This window comes from Actinopolyspora lacussalsi subsp. righensis (assembly GCF_900116555.1).
Lineage (GTDB): Bacteria > Actinomycetota > Actinomycetes > Mycobacteriales > Pseudonocardiaceae > Actinopolyspora > Actinopolyspora lacussalsi.
Genome location: NZ_FPAT01000007.1, coordinates 86,050 through 105,851, shown reverse-complemented (window position 1 = coordinate 105,851; position 19,802 = coordinate 86,050). Strand labels below are relative to the sequence as shown.

The window sequence follows — 19,802 nt, the reverse complement described above, 5'->3', positions numbered from 1 at the left end:
GTCGGTCAGCGCTGCCTCGGAGCGACGTCCGGACAGCGAACGACGTCCGAGTCGCGCGGGTCGGCCCTTGTGCTTGTCCACGGGCGGAAACGGTAACGCCCCGGCGGCGAAGGGGTACTCGCGCTCCCGCCCGGGAGCGTTTTCGCCGGTGCCGAATCCTTCCCCCGAGCGGAACACGCGCTCGCGTGGGCCTCACGAGCTTGATCGATATCGACACGCTCCGCCGTTGACTCGTACGCGGTCCGCGCATTACATTTTCGAACATCGTTCGGAATTCCGAACAGATTCTCCCGGTTGGAGGACAGGAATCCGTCCCGGAGCAGACCCCGATCGTCACGGCGTTTTCGGACCGCGCATCGCACCGCACGACAGAAACACCCGTCGAACCGGCTCAGGTTGGGGAGATTTCGCGCATGCCAGGAAATTCGTTTCGCACCGGAATACGAGCGGCGTCCGCGTACACCGCTCTGGCGTTGTCGTCGCTGCTCGGTGGAGTGTCACTCGCCCCGCTCGGAACCGGCGTGGCCGAGGGGACGACATCGCCGGCGCACGGGCCGACCGCGCACGAGCCCGACGAGGAACGCGAGAAAGCTCCGCCGCCGCCGGAGCGGAGACCGAAGAAGGGCTACCTGTTCACCTACTTCACCGGAGCGGGCAGCGCCGACGGCGAGCAGGTGCACTTCGCCGTCAGCCGGGGCAACGACGCGCTGCGCTGGGACGAGCTCAACAACGGTGACCCCGTGCTGACTTCCACCAAGGGCGAGAACGGGGTCCGTGACCCGTTCATCATTCGCTCGCCCGAGGGTGACAAGTTCTACCTCATCGCCACCGACCTGAGGATGCACGGCGACGGGAACTGGGACGAGGCACAACGGCACGGCAGCAAGCACATCGAGGTCTGGGAATCGACCGACCTGATCCACTGGTCCGAACAGCGCCACGTCCGGGTGGCACCCGACAACGCGGGCAACACCTGGGCTCCGGAGGCCTACTACGACGAGTCGATCGACGCCTACGTGGTGTTCTGGGCGTCCAAGCTGTACGACGCGGACGACCCGAACCACACCGGCGACAGCTACAACCGCATGATGTACGCGACCACCCGCGACTTCCACACCTTCAGCGAACCGAGGGTGTGGCAGGACCCCGGCCACTCGGTGATCGATTCCACCGTGATCTCGGAGGACGGCACCTACTACCGGTTCACCAAGGACGAGCGAACCAACTCCGGCGCTGCCCCGTGCGGCAAGTACATCACCGCGGAGAAGTCACCGAACCTGCGCAGCACCGACTACGAGCTCATAGCGGACTGCGTCGGCAAGCCATCGGGTTCCGAACCGGGAATCAGCCGCGGCGAGGGGCCGACCGTCTTCGAGTCCAACACCGAGGACAAGTGGTACATGTTCATCGACGAGTTCGGTGGTCGTGGCTACGTCCCGTTCGAGACCACCGACCTGGACTCCGGCGAGTGGACCATCCCGGAGAACTACGACCTGCCGGACAGCCCGCGACACGGCACCGTGCTCCCGGTCACCGCCGACGAGTTGCAACGGCTGCGCACCGAGTACGGGAATCGGTAGCACCTGTTGCCACGGTTTCCGTGGTGCCGACGCACGGGCGAACCTCCCGCCGACATCCACACTGAGATCCAGCTCGAACAAGCGGCCAACTCGTCTCCGGTCGCGCGATCGGAGACGAGTTGGCCGCGCGGATTCACGACACCCGAAACCGGATCACCGCACCTCGTCGATTGCCGACGACGCGATTCCGTGCCACGGTAGCCGTTATGAAACGCCCAAGTTCTGCAACTGTGCTGGCGGGCTCGCTCACGCTCACCGGGGCGCTGCACTTCCTGCTGCCACGGCCGTTCGACTCGATCGTGCCGCGCCGCCTGCCCGGCTCGCCGCGCGGCTGGACCTACCTCTCCGGAGCAGCGGAACTGGGATGCGCCGCCGCCGTGGCACACCCCCGGACCCGGCGGGCAGGAGCCTCGGCCACCACCGCCCTGTTCGCGGCCGTTTTCCCGGCCAACGTGAAGATGGCACTGGACTACCGCTATCGGAGCACTCCGCTACGCTTCGTGGCCTACGCCAGGCTCCCCCTGCAACTGCCCCTGATCCAGTGGTCGCTACGCGTACGCAGGAACACCGGTCGGTAACACTTTCGTAATCTCGCACGTGCGGAGTTGTTGAATGCTGAGCCTTCCTGCTTACCATTCATAGGTGCAGCAGTTCGAGCACGCGGCCCGCGTACTGGGCTGGCACGGTCATCTCGTGTCGAATGTGGAGGTTCTCGGCTCCCGTTTCACAGCCGTCACGCGGCTTCGCCCCGACGTGCACCAGTGGCGCACCGCGCACGACTGGCCACCACAGGCGGAGCCCTCCGGTGTGCACGCCTGGGCCGAACCCGACGGTCCCGAGCAGGTCCCGGTGCCCGCCGTGGACCTGATCGGTGTGATGGTGCGCGTCTCGAAGGCCCGGCGAGCCACCAGAGCGTGCGGAACACTGCTCACGATCGCCCCGTGCGCGGCTGTGCTTCCCGGGGACCACCCCTACCGGCCCTGGGCGCTCACCGAGCTGGACTACTACGGCATCGGCGCCGTCACCACCTACCGGGACGGCCCCGCCAGACTCGTGCTGTCCCCGGAGGACCGAAGAGCCGAGTTCGGCACCTCGCTGTTCGAGAGATGGCTGTTGGAACTGCTGTACCAGCGAGTGCTGCGACAGGAGTTCCACAGCACCGAGAGCACCTCCAACACCACCGAGGGCGGGGGCGCCGATTTCCCGTGAAATCGACGCCGGGTGATCAGACCGCCTCGTACTCGTGCCAGTTGAGGCTCTCCGCGTTCCACCGCAGCAGATAGCCGGAGCGCACCGAGCACAGCGCACGCATGGTGTGGGGCCAACGGCGAATCACGTTGGCCATCGCCACCGAGGCCAGTTGGTCACTGGTGCGGTGCTGCTCGCCGGGACCGAGCATCGCGATCCTGCCGGAGGTGTAGAGGATGTTGGTAAGCACCTCCTGCCCCGAGAGCGCCGTCTCCTCCACGCTGACGAGATCCTCGGGATCCAGTTCACCGGGCCAGGTACGGCGATCCAGATCCGTGGCCACCGGCTGCTCGCACTCGCCGCAGGTGCACTCGAACTCGCTCGTCCAGCCGTGGTTGTCCCAGGACCACACCGCGGCGGACCCCGGTTCCAACTCGGCCAGGGCCGAGACGTGCGGCCATGCGTTGACCACGGCACCGAGCACGGTTCGCACCGTGGGGCGGGGGGACTCGCCCGGCCCCTCGAAGATCCACTCACCCTGATCGTTCCGCCGCACCAGCACCAGCGGTGCGCGCAACGCGAGGACGTCCTCGTCCACGGACACCTCTTGCTGCATGGAGGCGTCCAGCCTGTTCTCCGTGTTCTGCGCCATCGCGGGCATATTCCTGCGTGATCGACACCCGAGACAAGCTGAGCCACTCGAAAGTGTGGTTTTCGAATCGTTGACCGGGGAGATTCCATCCCGATCGGGGTTTCTTCCCGGCCCGGTGGCGCTCCTCGCGGCATCGGGGCGGGCCCCGGTCAACTCTCGGACGGCACCGTCAGGATGAGCTTCCGAAGTCCTTCCGCGTCGTGCGAGTCCGCGGGGTGCAACGTGCGATCGTGGCGCACGTAGTGCATGGCCGCGCGAACCCGCTCCAGCGGAACACCGGTCATCTCCGACCAGGCCAGTCGGTACGCTGCCAGCTGCACCGCCGCGGCGGGCATCCGGTGCTCGTCCGGCACCGCACCGGTCTTCCAGTCGACCACGGTCCAACCCCCGTCCGCATCCGCGAACACGGCGTCCATCCGCCCGCGTACGACCACCCCGGCGATACGCGTCTCGAACGGAACCTCGATCCGGTGGGGGGTACGCTCGGCCCATTCGCTGTCCAGGAAAGCCGCGCGCAGCCGTTCCAGATCCTCCTCCCGCGGTGCCGAGTCGTCCCCCGCACCGGGCAGCTCGTCCACCTCCAGCAACGCGTCGGAGGTGAACCGTCGCTCCAACCACGTGTGAAAGGCGGTACCGCGCCGCGTGACCGGATTGGGACGGGTGGGCAACGGGCGACGCAGTTTCCGCGCGAACGCCTCGGGGGAATCGGCGAGCTCCACCAACTGACTCACCGAGAGCTGTTCCGGCAGCAGCACCCGTTCACCCCGCACGGCACGGTCGCGTTCCGCGAGCAGCACATCGACGTCGCGCCGCCACCGTGCCGTCTCCTCGTCATCGACCCGCTGCTCGTCCACCGACGACTCGTCCACCGGAACCTCGCCGTCCGGTTCGGCCTCGGCGGGTCGTCCCGCTTCCCCCGCCTCGGAAGCCGAGGCGGCGCTTTCCGCCGCTGCTTCCACCATCGCGCGACGAACCAGGTCGGCTCCTTCGGCGACCTCACCCCGGCGGGCCCCCAGTGGGTCGACGGGCCATCGCACACTGCGCTCGATCTCGGCGAGCGGGTTCTCCGCCGTCTCGTCCGGCTCGGGCTCCCAGTGCTCCAGCTCGCCGTGCTCCAGCTCGCCGTGCCCCAGCTCGTTGTCCGCGAGTTCCGCCGGGGAACCGTCCAGCTGCCGTGCCGCCTCGGTGAGGAAGGTGGACGGCCCCTTTGGTTCGCGTCCGATCTCGGCCCACCAGTGCCCGGAGAGCAACAGCGTCCGCTCCGAACGGGTCAGCGCCACGTAGAACAACCGGCGCTCCTCGGTCAGACGCCGCTGCTCGAACTCCTCGTCGTGCTCGCGCAGCTCCCGCTGCAGTTCCTTGCGGGTCATACCGGCGAGCCGCTGCGCGTCCAGCGCGGGCAGGTCGGCCCCGTCACCGCGCAGTTCGGGGGGAAGTTCGGAGACCGAGCGCAACCAGCAGGAGGACTTGCGTTTACCGGGAAACACATCGGCCACCAGGTGCGGCAGGGCCACCAACTGCCACTCCAGCCCCTTGGCCGAATGGACGGTCAGCAACTGGACACGGCCTTCCACCACCTCGACCTCGCCCGGCTCCAAGCCGTCCTCGGCGTGTTCTGCCGTGGTGAGATAGTCCAGCAGTGCCGGAAGCGTCGCCGTGGGAGTCGCGGTGGCGAACTCGGTCACCACCCGCGAGAAGGCGTCCAGGTGGGCCCTGCCGACCCCGTCGGTCCGGGACATGCTCTCGATGTCCAGCAGCAGGGTGCGCTCCACGTCGGCCACCAACTCCGGCAGGGGCTGCTCCAGCCGCTGCCGCAGCGAGGCGAGCTCGCCGCCCAGTCTGGTGATACGGCGATACCCCTCGGCCGAGTAGCGCGTGTGCTCGCCCGGATCGTCGATCGCGTCCACCAGACCGGCCTGTTCGGACTGTTCGCCGGGAAGGGCGGCGGCGAGCGCTTCGTCGACGTCACCGCCCTCCTCACCCGGAGCAGTACGCGCCCCGAGCTCGCTCGCCCGCGCCGACAGCGCGGCCAGGTCCGCGGCTCCGATGCGCCACCGGGAACCGGTCAGCAACCGCACGGCCGCGGTTCCGGCCAGCGGGTCCACCAGCGCCCGCAGCGCACTGACCAGATCCCGCACCTCCGGCTCGTCCAGCAGACCGCCGAGCCCGACCACCTCGACCGGCAGTCCCTCGGCGCGCAACGCGTCGGCCATCTCGGCCATGTCGGCCCGGCGCCGCACCAGCACGGCGGCGGTCGGCGGCTCGCCGTCCCGCGCCACCGCCTCGTGCCAACGCAGCGCCAGTCGTTCCGCCACCCAGCGACGCTCCGCGCGCACGTCGCCGAGCAGTGCGGCGCGGACATCGGCGGGTGGCGCGTCGTCCCTGGCACGCAGTGGTTCGACGTCCAACCCCGACTCGCGCAACGGTTCGGCGACGACGTTGGCCAACCGCAGGATCCCGGCCGGATTGCGGAAGCTCGTCAGCAGGCCGTAACGCGCGGCGGGAGTCGGCCGGGAGGACGTGGCGTCCGAGTCGGCGGAGTCCTGTCGGTCCCACTCCCGGTCGCCGCCGTGCTCCCCGTCGTGAACACCGCTGTGCTCCCCGTCGTGCCCCTTCGCGTCATCCCTCTCGGGGAAATCGGTGGTGAATCTGGGCAGGTTGGCCGCGCTGGCACCGCGCCAACCGTAGATGGCCTGCGCGGGGTCTCCCACCGCGGTGACCGGCAGTGACGGCGTGCTCGCGGAGTCGCCGAACAGCGAGCGCAGCATCACACGTTGCGAGTGCCCGGTGTCCTGGTACTCGTCCAGCAGCACGGCCGCGAACCGCTCGCGCTCGCCGAGCGCCACTTCCGGGTGGCGCCGCGCCAACAGGGCCGCCAGCGACATCTGGTCGGAGAAATCCATGGCGCCGTCGGCGCGCTTTCGCCTGGTGTAAGCCTCGACCAGCGGCAGCAGCGCGGCGCGCAGCCGCTGGGCGGAGCGGATCCGTCGCAGTTCCTGCGGCGGATCGGCCCGCTGTCCCTTCTCGCGGGGCGCGTTGTCCAGTATTCCGGTGAGCAGCTCCGCGTGGTCGCGTACCCGCTCCGGTTCGACCAGATGCTCGGCCAGTTCCCCCGCCAACGAGAGCACGTTCGCGGTCACGGTGGACGGAACCCGGTCGGTGTCGAGGTCCTCGGTCCAGTTCGAGACGACACTGTGCGCCAGCTGCCAGGAGGCCGTGCCGGGAAGCAGCCTGGCACCCGGCTCCACGGGAACACGCAGCCCGTGCTCGGAGACGATTCTGCCCGCGTAGGAGTGGTAGGTGAGCACCGTGGGCTCCTCTGCCAGCACCACCGAGCGCAGCGTGCCCGAGGGGTCCACCTCCTCCAGCAGCCCGGAGCCCGCCAGCCGCCGCAGCCTGGCCCGCACCCGGTCGGAGAGCTGTCGTGCCGCCTTGCGGGTGAACGTCAACCCCAGTACCCGCTCGGGCGTCACGATCCGGTTGGCGACGAGCCAGAGCACCCTGGCGGCCATCGTCTCGGTCTTGCCCGCCCCCGCCCCGGCCACGACCAGCGCGGGCCGGGCGGGCGCTCCGACCACTGCCGCCTGTTCCTCGGTGGGTGTGGGCATCCCGAGCGCCTGGGCGATGCGCTGCGGCGTGATCACTGTCCGACCTGCCTTCCCTCGGAACGAACCGGACAGCTGGTGCGCACCGGGCACCGGGCGCAGTCGGAGTTCTCCACCGCGAGGAAACCGGGGCCGGTGCTGGCGGCGGCGGCGTCGTGGACCACGTCCAGCCAGACCCGGAAGCCCTCCTCACCGAGCCCGCTCTGGCCCCGCTCGGTGGCCGCACCGTCACGGGAGTCGGGTTTGGCCACGTACAACAACCGCGCACCGCCCGGTTGCGTCTCCCCGTCCGAGCCGAAGGCGCCCAGCGCCGCCGCCAGCTGGTACACCGCGAGCTGGGTGTGCTGTTCGGCGCTGTCCTTGCTGACCGGGGTCTTGGACGTCTTGACGTCGATGACGACTGGTCTGCCCCGCTCGTCGGCCTCGAGCCGGTCGACCCTGCCGCGCAGGCGCAGCCACGGGCCGTCCTCCCGGGCGGGGATCTTCAGGTCCAGATCGTGTTCCACCCCGAGCTGTGTGAGTTCGGCGCGGGACTGCCGCAGCCAGTTCAGAAAGGAGTCCAACATGGACCTGACCCGTTCGCGTTCGCGGCGGGAGTACCAGGGGGCACCCGCGTCGACCGATTCCCACGCCCGGTCCAGTGCCTGTTCCAGGTGCTCGCGATCCGCTCCCTCCGCGGCCGCCTGCACCAGGGCGTGCACCACGGTGCCCGCCACCGAGGCCAGCTCGGCGGCGTCCCTGCCGCCGTGGCGCTCGATCATCCAGCGTAGCGGGCAGGTGGCGAGCACGTCGACCGTGGACGGTGTCACCCGAACCGGTTCGGCGCCGTCGACCAGCGGGGCCGTGCTGGAGGGTTCGGGCAGGCCGTACCAGGTGTCGGGGTCGGCACCGGGCACGCCGGCCCGCGCCAGTCTGGCGAGCTGGCCGGCGGCCCGCTCGCGTCGCGCGGGCTCCGTCCCGCCGTCGGTGACCACCCTGCGCAGTTCGCCCACCAGCTCGGGCAGGCTCAGTCCGCGTTCCGGAGTGGACACGGGGCGCTCGGCCGCTTCCGGCTCGTCGGCGAGGCCGTCCAGCTCGTCCAGGAATCGGGAGGGCTGCTCGTCCTCACCGCGTACCGCGCTGACCAGCAGACTCCCGCGGGCGCGGCTGGCCGCCACGAGCAACAGCCGCCGTTCCTCGGCCAGCAGTGGCGCCGAGGCGGAAACCACCTCGTCGGAGTCCAGCCCGGACAGCACGTCGACGAGCCGTTCCGTCCCCAACAGCGAGCCACGCAGCCGCAGGTCCGGCCAGATGCCCTCCTGCACGTCGGGAACGGCGACCACTTCCCACTCCCTGCCGACCGAGGCGTGCGCGGTCAGCACCGCCACACCGTCCCCGGTCGGTGCGCGCGGCGCCAACGAGTCGCCGGAGATCCGCTGGCCGGCCAGATGATCCGCGAAGGCGGCCGCGTCCGCACCGGGCAGCCTGTCGACGTAGCGGGCGGCCTCCTCGAACAGCGCGACCACGGCGTCGAGGTCGCGATCGGCCCGCGCACCGTGCACCCCGCCGCGTTCGGAACGGGACAACAGGGTCCGTTCCACTCCGCTCTCGCGCCACACCTCCCAGAGTGTTTCCTCGACGCTGCGCCGATCCTGGCAGGAGCGGGTCGCCGATGCCAGCAACGCTGCCACTCTTCGGGCGGGCTCGGCGGCGACGTCCCGCAGCGCGGTGAGCGCGTCCCGTTGCCACAGCGCCTCGACCAGCAGCTCCCCGCTGGGACGGTCGTTGCCGGCGGCCTGGTCCAGCCTGCGCAGACCCCGGCGCAACCGGCGCAGCGCGAGCGAATCGGCCCCGCCCAGTATCGAGCCCAGCAGGTACTCCGCGGTCTCCGAGTCCAGATCGGATGGACGCGCGGCACAGCGCAGCAGGGTGAGCAACGGCCGCACGGTGGGACGCTGGGCGAGCGGCAGTTCCTCGTCGTCGAGTACCAGCGGCACGCCGGCGGCCAGCAGCGCTCTGCGCAGCACCGGCAGCGACAGTCCGGTGGACTTGACGATGACGGCCATGTCCGACCACGCGACTCCCCGCAGCAGGTGGGCACGGCGAAGCTGGTCCGCCACCCACGCGGCCTGCTGCGCCTGGGACGCCAGCAGTCGTACCCGCACCGAACCGCCGGAGTCGGGCTCGGCACCGTCCGGTTCCGCGCCATCGGTGGTCTCGGCGGATTCCGGCCCCGTCAGCCCGCGCTGCTCACCCGCGCCCGGCAGCCTCGTCAACAGCCTTCGGACGGCGGTGCGGATACGTCGCGACATGCGGTGACCGGTGGTGAGCACGCTGGTCCGGTCACCGTCGGGGTCGGCTTCGGACAGACAGCGCGGATCGGCGCCGCGGAAGGAGAACACCGCCTGATCCGGGTCACCGACCAGCAGGAACTCCGCGGCGGTATCACCGACACGGCGGCAGAGTCGGTACTGCTGGGGGTCCAGGTTCTGCGCGTCGTCGACCAGCAGGTGCCGCACCCTGGCCCGTTCGGTACGCAGCAGGTCGGGATCGTTGTCGAGCGCGAGCAGCGCGGTGGAGACCAGTTCCGCCGCGTCCAGCGGAGCGGCGGTCTCACCGGAAGCACCTGCGAGTTGCCGCACACGTTCGTACTGCGCACCGAAAACACCGGCGGCCACCCACTCGGGACGTTCGTGGTGCCTGCCGAGCCGAACCAACCGATCCGGCCCGACACCGCGTTCGGCGGCACGCAGCAGCAGATCCCTGAGCTCACCGACGAAACCCTCGGTACCCAGCGCGGCACGCAACGAATCCGGCCAGTGGTCGACCTGGTCCTCGATGTCACCGGCGAGGAGTTCACGAATCCACAGGTCCTGCTCGGGGCCGTTGAGCAGCTTCGGTTGCGGCTTCCCGTCGCGTGCCGCCAGCAACCGCAGCACACCGTACGCATAGGAGTGCACGGTGCGTACCAACTGCCCCCCGCCGGTGCTGATGTCGACTCCGGCGGACAGCAACCTACTGTTGATGGCACTGCGCAGCAACGCCGCGTTGGTGCGGTTCGATGCCAGCACGAGGGTGTTGTCGGCGTCGGCCCGGCCGCTCGCCAACCGATCGACGACCACTTCGGCCAGTAGGGTCGTCTTCCCCGTTCCGGGACCGCCGAGAACACGCAGGAAACCGTCCTCGTGCCGCAACGCACGACGTCCCGCCTCGGACCAGTCACACTGCTCGACCGCCGGAGCGGCGGAGCGCACGAGAGTCGGTGCGGAGAATGTCGCCACTCTTCGATGTAACCATGTGGGAGCTACCGCCCAGCGAACCTGGTCACGAGCGTGTCGCGGACATCACCGGTTCCCGTGCGAGACTGGCCGGATGGACGAGCGGACGTGGGAGCGGGTGCGGGAGGTGGTCGCCGGGATCCCCACCGGGAGAGTGCTCGGCTACGGCGACGTGGCCCGACACGCCGGAATACGTTCGGCGCGGCTGGTGGGACGAATCCTGGCCGAGGACGGTGCCGACCTTCCCTGGCACCGCGTACTGCGCTCGAACGGAACGGTGGCCGAGCAGTTGCGGCACCGACAGCTCGCGGAGCTGCGGGCCGAGGGGGTTCTCGCCGACAACGGCAGGGTCGACATGCGCCGCTATCGATGGGAACCCGCGTCGGAGCAGTAGACCGGTCGCGATCGACCCGCCAACCACGAGCGAAGGCCCCACCGCGGGCGAAGGCCCCGTCACGGGCGAAGGAACTGCCACCCCCGAGGAAACGGTCAGGAACCGCTGGACAGGCGTTCGGCCAGCAGCCTCACCAACGAACTCGTCCTGGAGCGTTCCGGTGTCACGTAGGGCAATCCTGCCTTCTCCACCGGGGCGGCCGTGACCGGGCCGACACATCCCAGCAGCACACCGTCGAGCACGGCGGTTCGCAGCGATTCGAAGCGGCCGTCACGCTCGGCTCTGGTCAGCAGGTTGGCGGCGGCCGGAGCGCTGGTGAACGTCAGGGCGTGCACTTCACCGGCGACGGTGCGGTCGATCAGGTCGTCGAGCTTGTGCGGTTCCAGCGGGTCGGTCCAGCGGTAGACCATCACCGGAATCACCTCGGCACCCGCTTCGGTGAGGCGTTGCCGGAACGAAAGCATGGGATCACCGTGCACCTGCACCACCACGCGTCTGCCGCCGAGCTCGTGGTCCAGCAGGTACCGCAGCACCTCGGCGGACTCCTCCGAAGGCGCACTCCACTCGGTCCGCAGCCCGGCACCGTGGATGGCTCCGGTCGCCTTCGATCCCCGTGCCAGCAGCGTCGCGGTGGCGAGATGACGACGGAGCGCCTCGCCGCTGCCCGTCTCGTCCGCGGCATCCATCCAACCCCGGAACCCCATGCCGGTGGAGGCGACCACGAAATCCACGTCGCCTGCCAGCACTTCGCGGGTGGAAGCGGCCAGCTCGCCGTCCTGCGGCAGCGGTACGGTGTGCATCGCGGGAGCGTGCACCACCCGCGCACCCCGCCTGGTCAGCAACGACGCCAGTTCGTCAGCCTTGCGTTCCGCGGTTATACCCACGGTAAAGCCGCGCAACGGCTCCGGTGCGGTCGAGTCCACACCCACATCCTCGCACGTCACTGCCGGTGGCTTCCCGTGCTCTCCTAGAGCACTTCCAGTACGGTCTGCGAGGCGGTTTCCAGCCCCCCGAGGGAGGTCGTCGTCGCCCTCGGATGCAGCGCGTGCAGCGCCAGCCGGAACAGCAACGCCCGCAACAGCATCTGCGGCCACTCGGACAGATGGGACCAGCGCTCCACTATGGCCGGATCGGAGCCTCCCCAGGCCATCGCGTCGATCACCACCACGGCGGCGGCCCACTCCGGGGGACGCCAGTAGGGCACGAAATCGATCAGCCCCGGGGGCGCGTTGCCGGAGAACAACACGTTTCCGAATAGGTCGCCGTGCACCACCTGCGGCCGCAGCGAAACGCTCCGGCGGGAGGCCGCCAGCACGTCGAACAGCCGTCCGCCCTTCTCCGGTGACAACGACACGTAGGTCTCGCCCCAGGCCATCCGGTCGGCGATGGCATAGATGTCCTGCCTGGAGTCCACCATCCTGGGTCTGTCGAGCACACTGCTCGCGCTGTGCAACCGCAGCGACATGGCGATGACCTCGTCGTGTCGCGGCTCTGGTCGTCCCGCCATGTCACGGCACGCCGACCAGCCGGAAACGACCCACCTGCCGTCGGTGGACCGCAGCGGCCGCGCGACCCGCGTCTCCTCCGGATCGAGCGTGTCCAGTGCCTGCGCCACCCAGGCCGCCTCGGCGGTGTCCGTGGCGGGCTTGATCAGCACGTCCCCGTCGGCGCCGCAACGCCAGGCGAGACCACCCTCGAGCAGTTCGACGTCCTCCCCCGGCGCGCCGAAGGCGGCACGCACGTGCGTGGGAGGTGGCTCGGCCGTAGCACTCACGCGCCAAACGCTACCCGTACTCGAATTCGCACGGTCGCAGACGCTCCGATCAACCGCGCGATTCGACACGATCAAACCGACGCGCCGGGGTGCCGCGGTCCCGATGTGGAAGCCCGGCCCCGTCCCCACTTCCGGAGCGGGGTCCGCGCGGTGTCGATTTCTCGCGAAATCGCCGGGCGGTGGGACGGCACGGGGCCGCACTCCCACCACTCCCGCGAGCCGAACTCCCACCACGCACGCAGCCCAAGAAACCCGCGGGTTCTCCCGTGCGACTCTCGCGAGGAAGGCCCGACGTTGTGTAGTACCTACCCGATGTCGGGGCACCCGCAGCGAGAGCCGTGCGAGAGGTTCCGCCACGGAAGCACCCCGGCAAGCCGTACCGCGGACTCCTCAATACGTCGGGAGGCTCTGATCCACCTGATTGGCCCATCCGAGCACCCCGCCACCGACATGCACGGCGTCGGAGAAGCCCGCCTTGTGCAGTGCCGACAGCGCCTCGGCCGAACGTCCGCCGGACTTGCAGTGCAACACGATCTGGCGATCCTGCGGCAGCTCGGCCAGTGCCTCACCGGACATGATCCGGTCCTTCGGGATGAGCTTGGACCCCTCGATGTGCACGATGTCATACTCGTGCGGCTCCCGGACGTCGATCAACTCGAACTTCTGCTCGGAGTCGAACTTGTCCTTGAGCTCCTGGGGCGTGATCGTGCTGTCCGCGGCGGCCTGCTGCGCGTCGTCGGAGACCACTCCGCAGAAGGTCTCGTAGTCGATCAGCTCGGTGACCTTGTCCGCGTTCGGGTCCTTGCGGATCTTGACCGTGCGGTAGCTCATCTCCAGCGCGTCGTAGATCATCAACCTACCGAGCAGGGTCTCACCGATACCGGTGATGAGCTTGATGGCCTCGTTGACCATGATCGAGCCGATGGAGGCGCACAGCACGCCCAGCACACCGCCCTCGGCGCAGGAGGGCACCATCCCGGGCGGCGGCGGTTCGGGGTAGAGGTCACGGTAGTTCGGGCCGTAGGCCTCCCAGAACACGCTGGCCTGGCCCTCGAAGCGGAAGATCGAGCCCCACACGTAGGGCTTGCCCTGCAGCACCGCCGCGTCGTTGACCAGGTAACGCGTCGCGAAGTTGTCGGTGCCGTCCAGGATCAGGTCGTAGTCGTCGAAGATCTCGAGCGCGTTGTCGGAGGTCAGGTTGGTCTGGTGCAGGTTGACCCGCACGAACGGGTTGACCTCGGCGATGGAGTCACGCGCCGACTCGGCCTTGGAACGCCCGAGGTCGGACTGGCCGTGGATGATCTGGCGGTGCAGGTTCGACTCGTCGACCTCGTCGAACTCCACGACGCCCAGCGTGCCCACCCCGGCGGCGGCGAGATACAGCAGGGCGGGGCTGCCGAGACCGCCCGCTCCGATAACCAGCACCTTGGCGTTCTTGAGCCGCTTCTGCCCCACCATCCCGACGTCCGGGATGATCAGATGACGGCTGTAGCGCGCCACCTCGTCCTTCGTCAGTTCCGCGGCGGGCTCCACCAACGGCGGGAGCGTGGTCCCGCCGCCGTCGGAGCCCTGTGGGGATGTGTTGCCGGTCATCTCCCAGCTCCTCCTCCGTTGCCTGGATGTACGGTGCCGTACGGCCGTGTCCGTTCGGCGGTTGTCTCGTCCCGGAAGCTCCCGGCCGGTACCAACCGCGCCACCGCTCCGTGTAACGCAAGCCTGGCCGATGGTCTTCCCGCCCCCAAACCGTTCCCAGGAATTGGGACGACTCGGGGCGTCGACGGACGATTCCGGGACCGATGGCTCCCGGTACCCACGCCGGAATCACGCCAGATTCACGTCGGGATTCACGTCGGGATTCACGCCGGGATTCACACACCGCGGCGGACCACGGAAGCGCCCACGACCGAGCTCCCGCCCGGGATACCAACGCGGGCTCAATTCGAATTGTTCCCCAGCGGGAAGGGCCACGCGTTCGGTTTGCACACGAAGCCGTTGGCGGGAATCTCGGTGCCCTGCGAAACCCGTTCGTTGAGCCGGTGCAGCACGTCGTTGGAGACACTGAAGGTCTGCTGCATCATCACCGGGGCGAGTTCGCCCTGCGCGCCGCAGGGGACGTGACCGTTGCCGAAGAAGTGACCGACCTCGTGGTTGATGACGTAGCGCCGGTAACTGCCGATGTCCCCGTCGAACGCGATCGCGCCCCGGACCCAGCGCGCGGCGCTGATGTAGGCCCGACCCTCGATGTGGCAGGAGGAGTCGTAGGGCAGCCCGTTCCCGTAGCCACACACCTCGCGCGCGGTGTTCCGGCTGACCAGGGTCACCCGGAAATCGGGCTCGGGACCGTCCGGTCCGACCCGCTGCACCGAGATGTCGCCGCCGCTGGGGTTGGTCCAGCCACGCGGATCGGACATGGTCTGCTGCACCAGCCGTCCGAAGGAGTCGCTGCCCTCGGTGAGCCGGACTCCCTGCTCGATCTCGACGGCGTAGCGGTACAACTCGCCCGAACCGGCCGGACCGGTGCTGCCCGGCACGACCCGGAACGTTCCACTTCCCTGTTTCGGTACCGGCGCTCCCGGTGGCAACTTCGCGGAGTGAATGTCGTCGGGGTACTCCCGGCTCTTGTTCCCCTCGGTGACGACGGCGGCCTTGTCGTCGGAGGAAGAGCTCCCCGCCGACTCCGCTCGCCGGTCCTGATCCGAATCGTCTCCGGGAACCCGCAGCACCGCGAAAACGGTCAGCACCAGCAGTACGGGAATCGCGTAGACCCCCCAGCCGTAGCGAGACCATCCGCGACGAGCGCGGCGGCTGCCTCCCCTGCGGCGGGACCCATCGCCCGCGGTGTCCTCTTCCGGCCGCGGTTGCCAGGACGCCGCCAGGGGGTCCCCCCTGTGCCGCCCACCTTTCCCGGATCTCAATGAACTCCTAGTAGAACTTCGTTACCTCGTTCGTCGAGGTGACCACTCGGTGATCCCTTCGGCCTCCGCCGCGGGACCGGGTATCGAACAGCCACGATCACCCGTTCCGACGTGGCCGGACCACCACCGGATCCCGGACTCGTACTTGCCCCGTTCAGGTTGCCACACTATGCGAGTTGACCTGCGAAGCCGGGACATTCGGCGTGCCTCGGCGTGTTCCGGGCCCGGAGAGTGACGAACCGTTGGCACGGCGACGCGGTCGCCGTGCCAGGTTGCCCGCGATGATTCACTGCTCAACAGCGGGAACCTACGCTTTCCCTCGTGGATTCGAGGGGCCCGTAGCACGGGTAAGCCGATCAGGTAACCGGCACAATCGCTCTACCGACAAGTAAAGTTGGGGAGCCCGACACGCACACGACCGCCGGGTCGACATCCTTCGGTGGAGGCTTTCAAATGACCGAGACCGCGCAGCAGAGCACCGATCAGCCCGCTCGGGGGGTGCGGCTTCCGCGCGACGCGCGGCGGGCCCAGCTGCTCTCCGCGGCTCAGGAAGTGTTCGTCAACAACGGCTACCACGCGGCGGCGATGGACGACATCGCCGAACGCGCGGGCGTGAGCAAACCGGTGTTGTACCAGCACTTCCCCGGCAAGCTGGAGCTCTACCTCGCGCTGCTGGAGACCCACGGTGCCGAGCTGGTCAATCGGGTCAGGGAAGCCATCGAGTCCAACTCCGAGAACAAGCAGCGGGTGCGCGCCTCGGTAGCGGCGCTCTACGAGTTCGTCGACCGGGACGATCAGGCTTTCAGACTGGTCTTCGAATCGGACCTGCGCGGTGAACCCGCGGTGGAACGGGCGGTCGAGAAGGCCTCCTCCGGGTGCATAGACGCGGTGGCCGAGGCAGTCACCGCCGACGCGGGACTGGACAACGAACGGGCGCGGCTGCTGGCCGTCGGGCTGGTCGGCCTCAGCCAGGTGACGGCCCGCGACTGGCTGGACTCGAACAGCTCCATCTCCAGGGAAGAGGCCGTGCACCTGATGTCCACCCTGGCGTGGAAGGGGCTGGCGGGCTTCCCGCTGCAACAGGGGTGACCGAGGTCCGCCGCCGGGAGCGTGTGGTGGGGTACCGGGTCAGCGGAACAGCGCCCGGTGGCTCCCCACACACCACGGCCGTTGTCACCGACTGCGCTTCTTACCCCCGACCGGCACCAACGGGGTGGACGCGCAACGACACTCCGCCTCGGGAACGGACACGGCGCTGATGGTGGGGCCGCGCAGCAGGCCGGTGGTGATGGTCTCGCCCGAATGGGCGTATTTGACCCACTGGTCCCACTCGTCCTTGAACGCGACCTCCTCCTCGGATTTACCCATCGCGGCGCGCAGCGTGCTGGCCAACCACTGCGCCACCTCGTCCGGAGTGTGCAGGATCTCCACGGCGTCGAGCCGGGACAACCGCTCGTGAGCGGACATCGCCTGGTTCAACGGTGCGTCCTCGACGTAGCCGTGATGATGAGTACCGCTGGTGTGCTGTCCCACGGAAGTCCTTTCAGCCGGTTGGTTCCGTCCGAACGGTGGGGCGACCCGCTGCTCGAACCGAGGGACGGGTCGCCCCACCGACGGGTACCGCCGTTGGCCACCGTACCGAACGTCGGACCGGAATCACCCGATCACGACCGCGGCGGGGCGGTGAACCGCCCGGCTTCTCGGTGCTCTCGGGCGGGCGGGAAACCGTGGGAACCGTCCGGTGCGGATCAGCCCGGCACGGATCGCGTGACGTCGGCGATGCGGTCGGTGACCTCGTCGGCCCGCTCCATCGGGAGCATGTGCCCGGCACCGCCGTAGAGGTAGAACCCCGCTTCGGGCAGTCGCTCCGACATGCGACGAGCGTGCGGCAGCGGACACAGCCTGTCGGACAGCCCGGCCAGGATCACGGTCGGCACCGCGGGCAGTCCTGCCAGCGCGGCTCCCCGTTCGTGTTCGGCCAGGGACTGCCGGAAACCGGCGAAACTGGCCGGATGACAACCGGCCACCCACTCCGCGCTCTCGGCGACATCGGCCGCGGCGGGACCGCTGCCGAACAGCAACCAGCGCAACCCGGGGCGCATCCACCCCGAACGTGGGCTGACCCTGCGCGCGGACGAACGAGCCAGCACGGCTCGCAGCTTTCGCTCCCCCGCGTTGAACACCCTGGCGAGCGGGTCCGGCAGCCGCAGCCCTGGGGCCGAGAGCCCACCGCTGGAAGTGGCCACCAGCGCCACACCGGTGACACGCTCCGCCAACAGCCGCGGATGCCGCTCCGCGAGCGCCATGATGGTCATGCCTCCCATGGAGTGACCGGCCAGCACGATCGGTCCCTCCGGAACCCGATCAGCTATCACCTCGGCGAGGTCGTCGGCGCACTGCGCGATGGTCGCCGTTCCCTCGGGCGAGGGATCCGAGTCACCGTGCCCACGGTGGTCGAACCGCACGATCCGGACCGGGCTCCCGAGAGCCGCGGGCAACCGGTCGGTCACCCGGTCCCAGGTGTGCCGGGTGAGTGTCCAGCCGTGTATCAGCACAACCGTGACCGGCGCGTCCGGGCTGCCGCTCTCGTCGACCGCGAGGCGCGTACCGTCGGAAGTACGCAGCAGCCGTGTTCCCTGTTCGAGTTGTTGTGCTGTCAACGGATCAGTCCAGCCTTCCGCCACAGGGCCATCCCGGGTTTGCCGATCAGGCCGACCTCGTCCAGAAACGACATGATCTTCTCACCGCTCCAGCGCACGGTCTCGCGCCAGTTCGGGTTGGCCATGGCAGCCGCGTAGGCGTCCCTGGGGCGCAGCCCGACCGACTTGTAGATCCTGGGATTGATCAGCGCCTTGACGATGCAGAACCCGACCAGCGCCGTCATGAACTGGTGGTAGGCGCGCTGGGCGGCGTTGCACTCCCGCATCCCTCGGGTGACCTCCTCCCGGGCGAAGGTGACGTGCCGCGCCTCCTCCATCACGTGGATACGGTTGACCATCCGCACCAACGGCTGCACCGCCTCGTCGTACATCTGGTCGCGCTGCACCCGGTCCAGGATCTCCTCCGCGACCAGGATGGAGGCATAGGCCGAAGGGCCCTTCAGAATGGCGGGCAGCACCCGCCCCCCGGCGTGCAGGATCCGGACCGGCCCGTACGCGGGGGCGCCGATGCGGTCGCAGGCCTTGGCGAACATGGTGGAGTGCCTGCACTCGTCGGCCACCTCGGTCAACGCGTACTGGGCGTGATTGGTGCGCGGGTCCCGGTTGTAGAAGTCCTTGAGCAGCATCTGCATCAGCAGCACCTCGAACCAGAGACCGTTCGAGGCGATGCTGGCGAACTCGTGCTTGGTGAGTTCGACGCGCTGCTGCTCGGTGAGCCGATCCCAGAGCCGAGTGCCGTAGAGCGTGCTGCGGTGGAAGGGGATGTAGGGCTGATCCTGCGCCAGTGGCGCGTCCCAGTCGATGTCGACCTCGGGGTCGTAGCTGTTCTTGGCCGATGACTTGAGTAATCGGGAAGCCGTCTTTTCCCTGTCGTTGACCTGGAGAGCCTTGGTCATGATCGCTGGTCACCTTTCGGAGGGAAACCCTGCGGACAATTGCGTGTTACGGCAAGTAACAGCTACCTTGGGTAGCGTGAGCCAGATCTCCCGGCCTGTCAAGGCCAAGCAGTCAACGGGACACGGCGACGCCCGCAGGGAACGCTGGCGCGGACACCGGCAGGCCAGGCGAGCCGAGTTCGTCGAGGCAGCCGTGCGGGCCATCGGCAGCTGCGGGGCTGAAGTCGGCATGGACGACATCGCCGCCGAGGCGGGGGTGAGCAAGCCCGTGCTGTACCGACACTTCAGCGACAAGAGCGATCTGTACCTCGCCGTCGGCGAGTGGGGAACGAACCTGCTCATGGAGCGGATCAGCCCGACCCTGCGACAGGAGGGCAGCGCCCGCGAACGGATCCGCCGAATCATCGGCACCTATCTGGGGGTCATCGAGGAGTACCCGGAGCTGTACCGCTTCGTCGTACGACGCAACTTCGCCGACAGGCCGGTACAGACCGATCCCGTCACCACCGAGAAGACGGTGATAGCCAACTCGCTCTCCCGGCTACTGGGCGAGTACATGCGCAGCCTGGAACTGGATTCGGGCGGCGTGGAGGCATGGAGTCACGGTCTCGTCGGAATGGTGCAGGCCAGCGGTGACTGGTGGCTGGACCGACACTCGATGAGCAGGGACGACCTCACCGAGTACCTGACGAAGATCATCTGGTTCGCCATCGACGGGGTGCTGCGCGCGGGGGGCATCGTCATCGACCCGGACGAACCACTGGAGATCGTCCCGCACCTGCGGGTCGTCGAGGACGACGCGGACTGACCGGGATCTCCCGCGCGCACTCGACGGGTGCTCACCGAGCGGAAATCACCTGGCGGAACTCCACGGGCGAAAA

At 68.9% G+C, this 19,802-nt stretch carries 16 protein-coding genes; 6 read left to right on the top strand and 10 right to left on the bottom strand.

Features of this window, described 5'->3' with window-relative positions; translation table 11 throughout:
- Window positions 1–413 precede the first annotated feature (413 nt).
- The 3 genes from BM394_RS13915 to BM394_RS13905 all read left to right on the top strand — a co-directional run bounded on the left by BM394_RS13915 (window position 414) and on the right by BM394_RS13905 (window position 2,789).
- Window positions 414–1,580, top strand: a complete 1,167-nt coding sequence (locus tag BM394_RS13915; RefSeq protein WP_245780189.1) for a glycoside hydrolase family 43 protein — start codon at window positions 414–416, stop codon at window positions 1,578–1,580.
- Window positions 1,581–1,786: 206 nt separating this feature from the next.
- Complete coding sequence (locus tag BM394_RS13910; protein ID WP_092978551.1) at window positions 1,787–2,158, top strand: DoxX family protein; 372 nt, start codon at window positions 1,787–1,789, stop codon at window positions 2,156–2,158.
- A gap of 64 nt (window positions 2,159–2,222) precedes the next feature.
- Window positions 2,223–2,789, top strand: a complete 567-nt coding sequence (locus tag BM394_RS13905; RefSeq protein WP_092978547.1) for a hypothetical protein — start codon at window positions 2,223–2,225, stop codon at window positions 2,787–2,789.
- Between the two features lie 16 nt (window positions 2,790–2,805).
- On the opposite strand, the gene BM394_RS13900 is transcribed toward BM394_RS13905, so the two are convergent.
- The 3 genes from BM394_RS13900 to BM394_RS13890 all read right to left on the bottom strand — a co-directional run bounded on the left by BM394_RS13900 (window position 2,806) and on the right by BM394_RS13890 (window position 10,285).
- Window positions 2,806–3,420, bottom strand: coding sequence for a hypothetical protein (locus BM394_RS13900; RefSeq protein WP_092978545.1), 615 nt, complete (start codon window positions 3,418–3,420; stop codon window positions 2,806–2,808).
- A gap of 149 nt (window positions 3,421–3,569) precedes the next feature.
- Entirely contained in the window at window positions 3,570–7,028 is a 3,459-nt protein-coding gene (locus tag BM394_RS13895; RefSeq protein WP_342752715.1) for an ATP-dependent helicase, read from the bottom strand.
- 32 nt (window positions 7,029–7,060) lie between these two features.
- Window positions 7,061–10,285, bottom strand: coding sequence for an ATP-dependent helicase (locus tag BM394_RS13890; RefSeq protein WP_092978543.1), 3,225 nt, complete (start codon window positions 10,283–10,285; stop codon window positions 7,061–7,063).
- 91 nt (window positions 10,286–10,376) lie between these two features.
- Here BM394_RS13890 and BM394_RS13885 point away from each other — a divergent pair, with 91 nt between their 5' ends.
- Window positions 10,377–10,676: an MGMT family protein gene (locus tag BM394_RS13885; protein WP_092978541.1), complete on the top strand. Its 300-nt coding sequence runs from the start codon at window positions 10,377–10,379 to the stop codon at window positions 10,674–10,676.
- 95 nt (window positions 10,677–10,771) lie between these two features.
- Here BM394_RS13885 and BM394_RS13880 read toward each other — a convergent pair whose 3' ends face one another.
- The 4 genes from BM394_RS13880 to BM394_RS13865 form a co-directional block, all read right to left on the bottom strand.
- Window positions 10,772–11,599 carry a uroporphyrinogen-III synthase gene (locus tag BM394_RS13880; RefSeq protein ID WP_092978932.1) on the bottom strand — a complete coding sequence of 276 codons (828 nt, stop codon included), beginning with the start codon at window positions 11,597–11,599 and terminating at the stop codon, window positions 10,772–10,774.
- A 44-nt stretch (window positions 11,600–11,643) separates the two neighbouring features.
- The gene (locus tag BM394_RS13875; protein ID WP_092978538.1) at window positions 11,644–12,450 is read right to left on the bottom strand and encodes a TIGR02569 family protein; all 807 of its coding nucleotides are present in this window, start codon (window positions 12,448–12,450) and stop codon (window positions 11,644–11,646) included.
- Window positions 12,451–12,840: 390 nt separating this feature from the next.
- Window positions 12,841–14,043: an adenylyltransferase/sulfurtransferase MoeZ gene (gene moeZ / locus BM394_RS13870; protein WP_092978535.1), complete on the bottom strand. Its 1,203-nt coding sequence runs from the start codon at window positions 14,041–14,043 to the stop codon at window positions 12,841–12,843.
- Window positions 14,044–14,384: 341 nt separating this feature from the next.
- Window positions 14,385–15,365 carry a DUF3152 domain-containing protein gene (locus tag BM394_RS13865; protein WP_092978533.1) on the bottom strand — a complete coding sequence of 327 codons (981 nt, stop codon included), beginning with the start codon at window positions 15,363–15,365 and terminating at the stop codon, window positions 14,385–14,387.
- A 453-nt stretch (window positions 15,366–15,818) separates the two neighbouring features.
- Between BM394_RS13865 and BM394_RS13860 the strand changes: the two genes are divergently transcribed.
- On the top strand, window positions 15,819–16,454 hold the full coding sequence (locus BM394_RS13860) for a TetR/AcrR family transcriptional regulator (protein ID WP_092922066.1): 636 nt from the start codon (window positions 15,819–15,821) through the stop codon (window positions 16,452–16,454).
- Between the two features lie 84 nt (window positions 16,455–16,538).
- On the opposite strand, the gene BM394_RS13855 is transcribed toward BM394_RS13860, so the two are convergent.
- From BM394_RS13855 to BM394_RS13845, 3 genes are all read right to left on the bottom strand, one after another.
- The gene (locus BM394_RS13855; RefSeq protein WP_092978530.1) at window positions 16,539–16,898 is read right to left on the bottom strand and encodes a hypothetical protein; all 360 of its coding nucleotides are present in this window, start codon (window positions 16,896–16,898) and stop codon (window positions 16,539–16,541) included.
- 215 nt (window positions 16,899–17,113) lie between these two features.
- Window positions 17,114–18,025, bottom strand: a complete 912-nt coding sequence (locus BM394_RS13850) for an alpha/beta fold hydrolase (RefSeq protein ID WP_092978528.1) — start codon at window positions 18,023–18,025, stop codon at window positions 17,114–17,116.
- Window positions 18,022–18,921, bottom strand: coding sequence for an AurF N-oxygenase family protein (locus BM394_RS13845; RefSeq protein ID WP_092978526.1), 900 nt, complete (start codon window positions 18,919–18,921; stop codon window positions 18,022–18,024). Before BM394_RS13845 ends, BM394_RS13850 begins: the two co-directional genes overlap by 4 nt.
- A 76-nt stretch (window positions 18,922–18,997) precedes the next feature.
- Between BM394_RS13845 and BM394_RS13840 the strand changes: the two genes are divergently transcribed.
- Window positions 18,998–19,729, top strand: coding sequence for a TetR/AcrR family transcriptional regulator (locus BM394_RS13840; RefSeq protein WP_092978521.1), 732 nt, complete (start codon window positions 18,998–19,000; stop codon window positions 19,727–19,729).
- Window positions 19,730–19,802: the final 73 nt, after the last annotated feature.

What these genes read in the sequence shown, in the direction of transcription:
- BM394_RS13915 (WP_245780189.1), top strand. Translation starts at nt 414, where the DNA reads ATGCCAGGAAATTCGTTTCGCACCGGAATACGAGCGGCGTCCGCGTAC.
- BM394_RS13910 (WP_092978551.1), top strand. Translation starts at nt 1,787, where the DNA reads ATGAAACGCCCAAGTTCTGCAACTGTGCTGGCGGGCTCGCTCACGCTC.
- BM394_RS13900 (WP_092978545.1), bottom strand. Translation starts at nt 3,420, where the DNA reads ATGGCGCAGAACACGGAGAACAGGCTGGACGCCTCCATGCAGCAAGAG.
- BM394_RS13895 (WP_342752715.1), bottom strand. Translation starts at nt 7,028, where the DNA reads ATGCCCACACCCACCGAGGAACAGGCGGCAGTGGTCGGAGCGCCCGCC.
- BM394_RS13885 (WP_092978541.1), top strand. Translation starts at nt 10,377, where the DNA reads ATGGACGAGCGGACGTGGGAGCGGGTGCGGGAGGTGGTCGCCGGGATC.
- moeZ (WP_092978535.1), bottom strand. Translation starts at nt 14,043, where the DNA reads ATGACCGGCAACACATCCCCACAGGGCTCCGACGGCGGCGGGACCACG.
- BM394_RS13860 (WP_092922066.1), top strand. Translation starts at nt 15,819, where the DNA reads ATGACCGAGACCGCGCAGCAGAGCACCGATCAGCCCGCTCGGGGGGTG.
- BM394_RS13845 (WP_092978526.1), bottom strand. Translation starts at nt 18,921, where the DNA reads ATGACCAAGGCTCTCCAGGTCAACGACAGGGAAAAGACGGCTTCCCGA.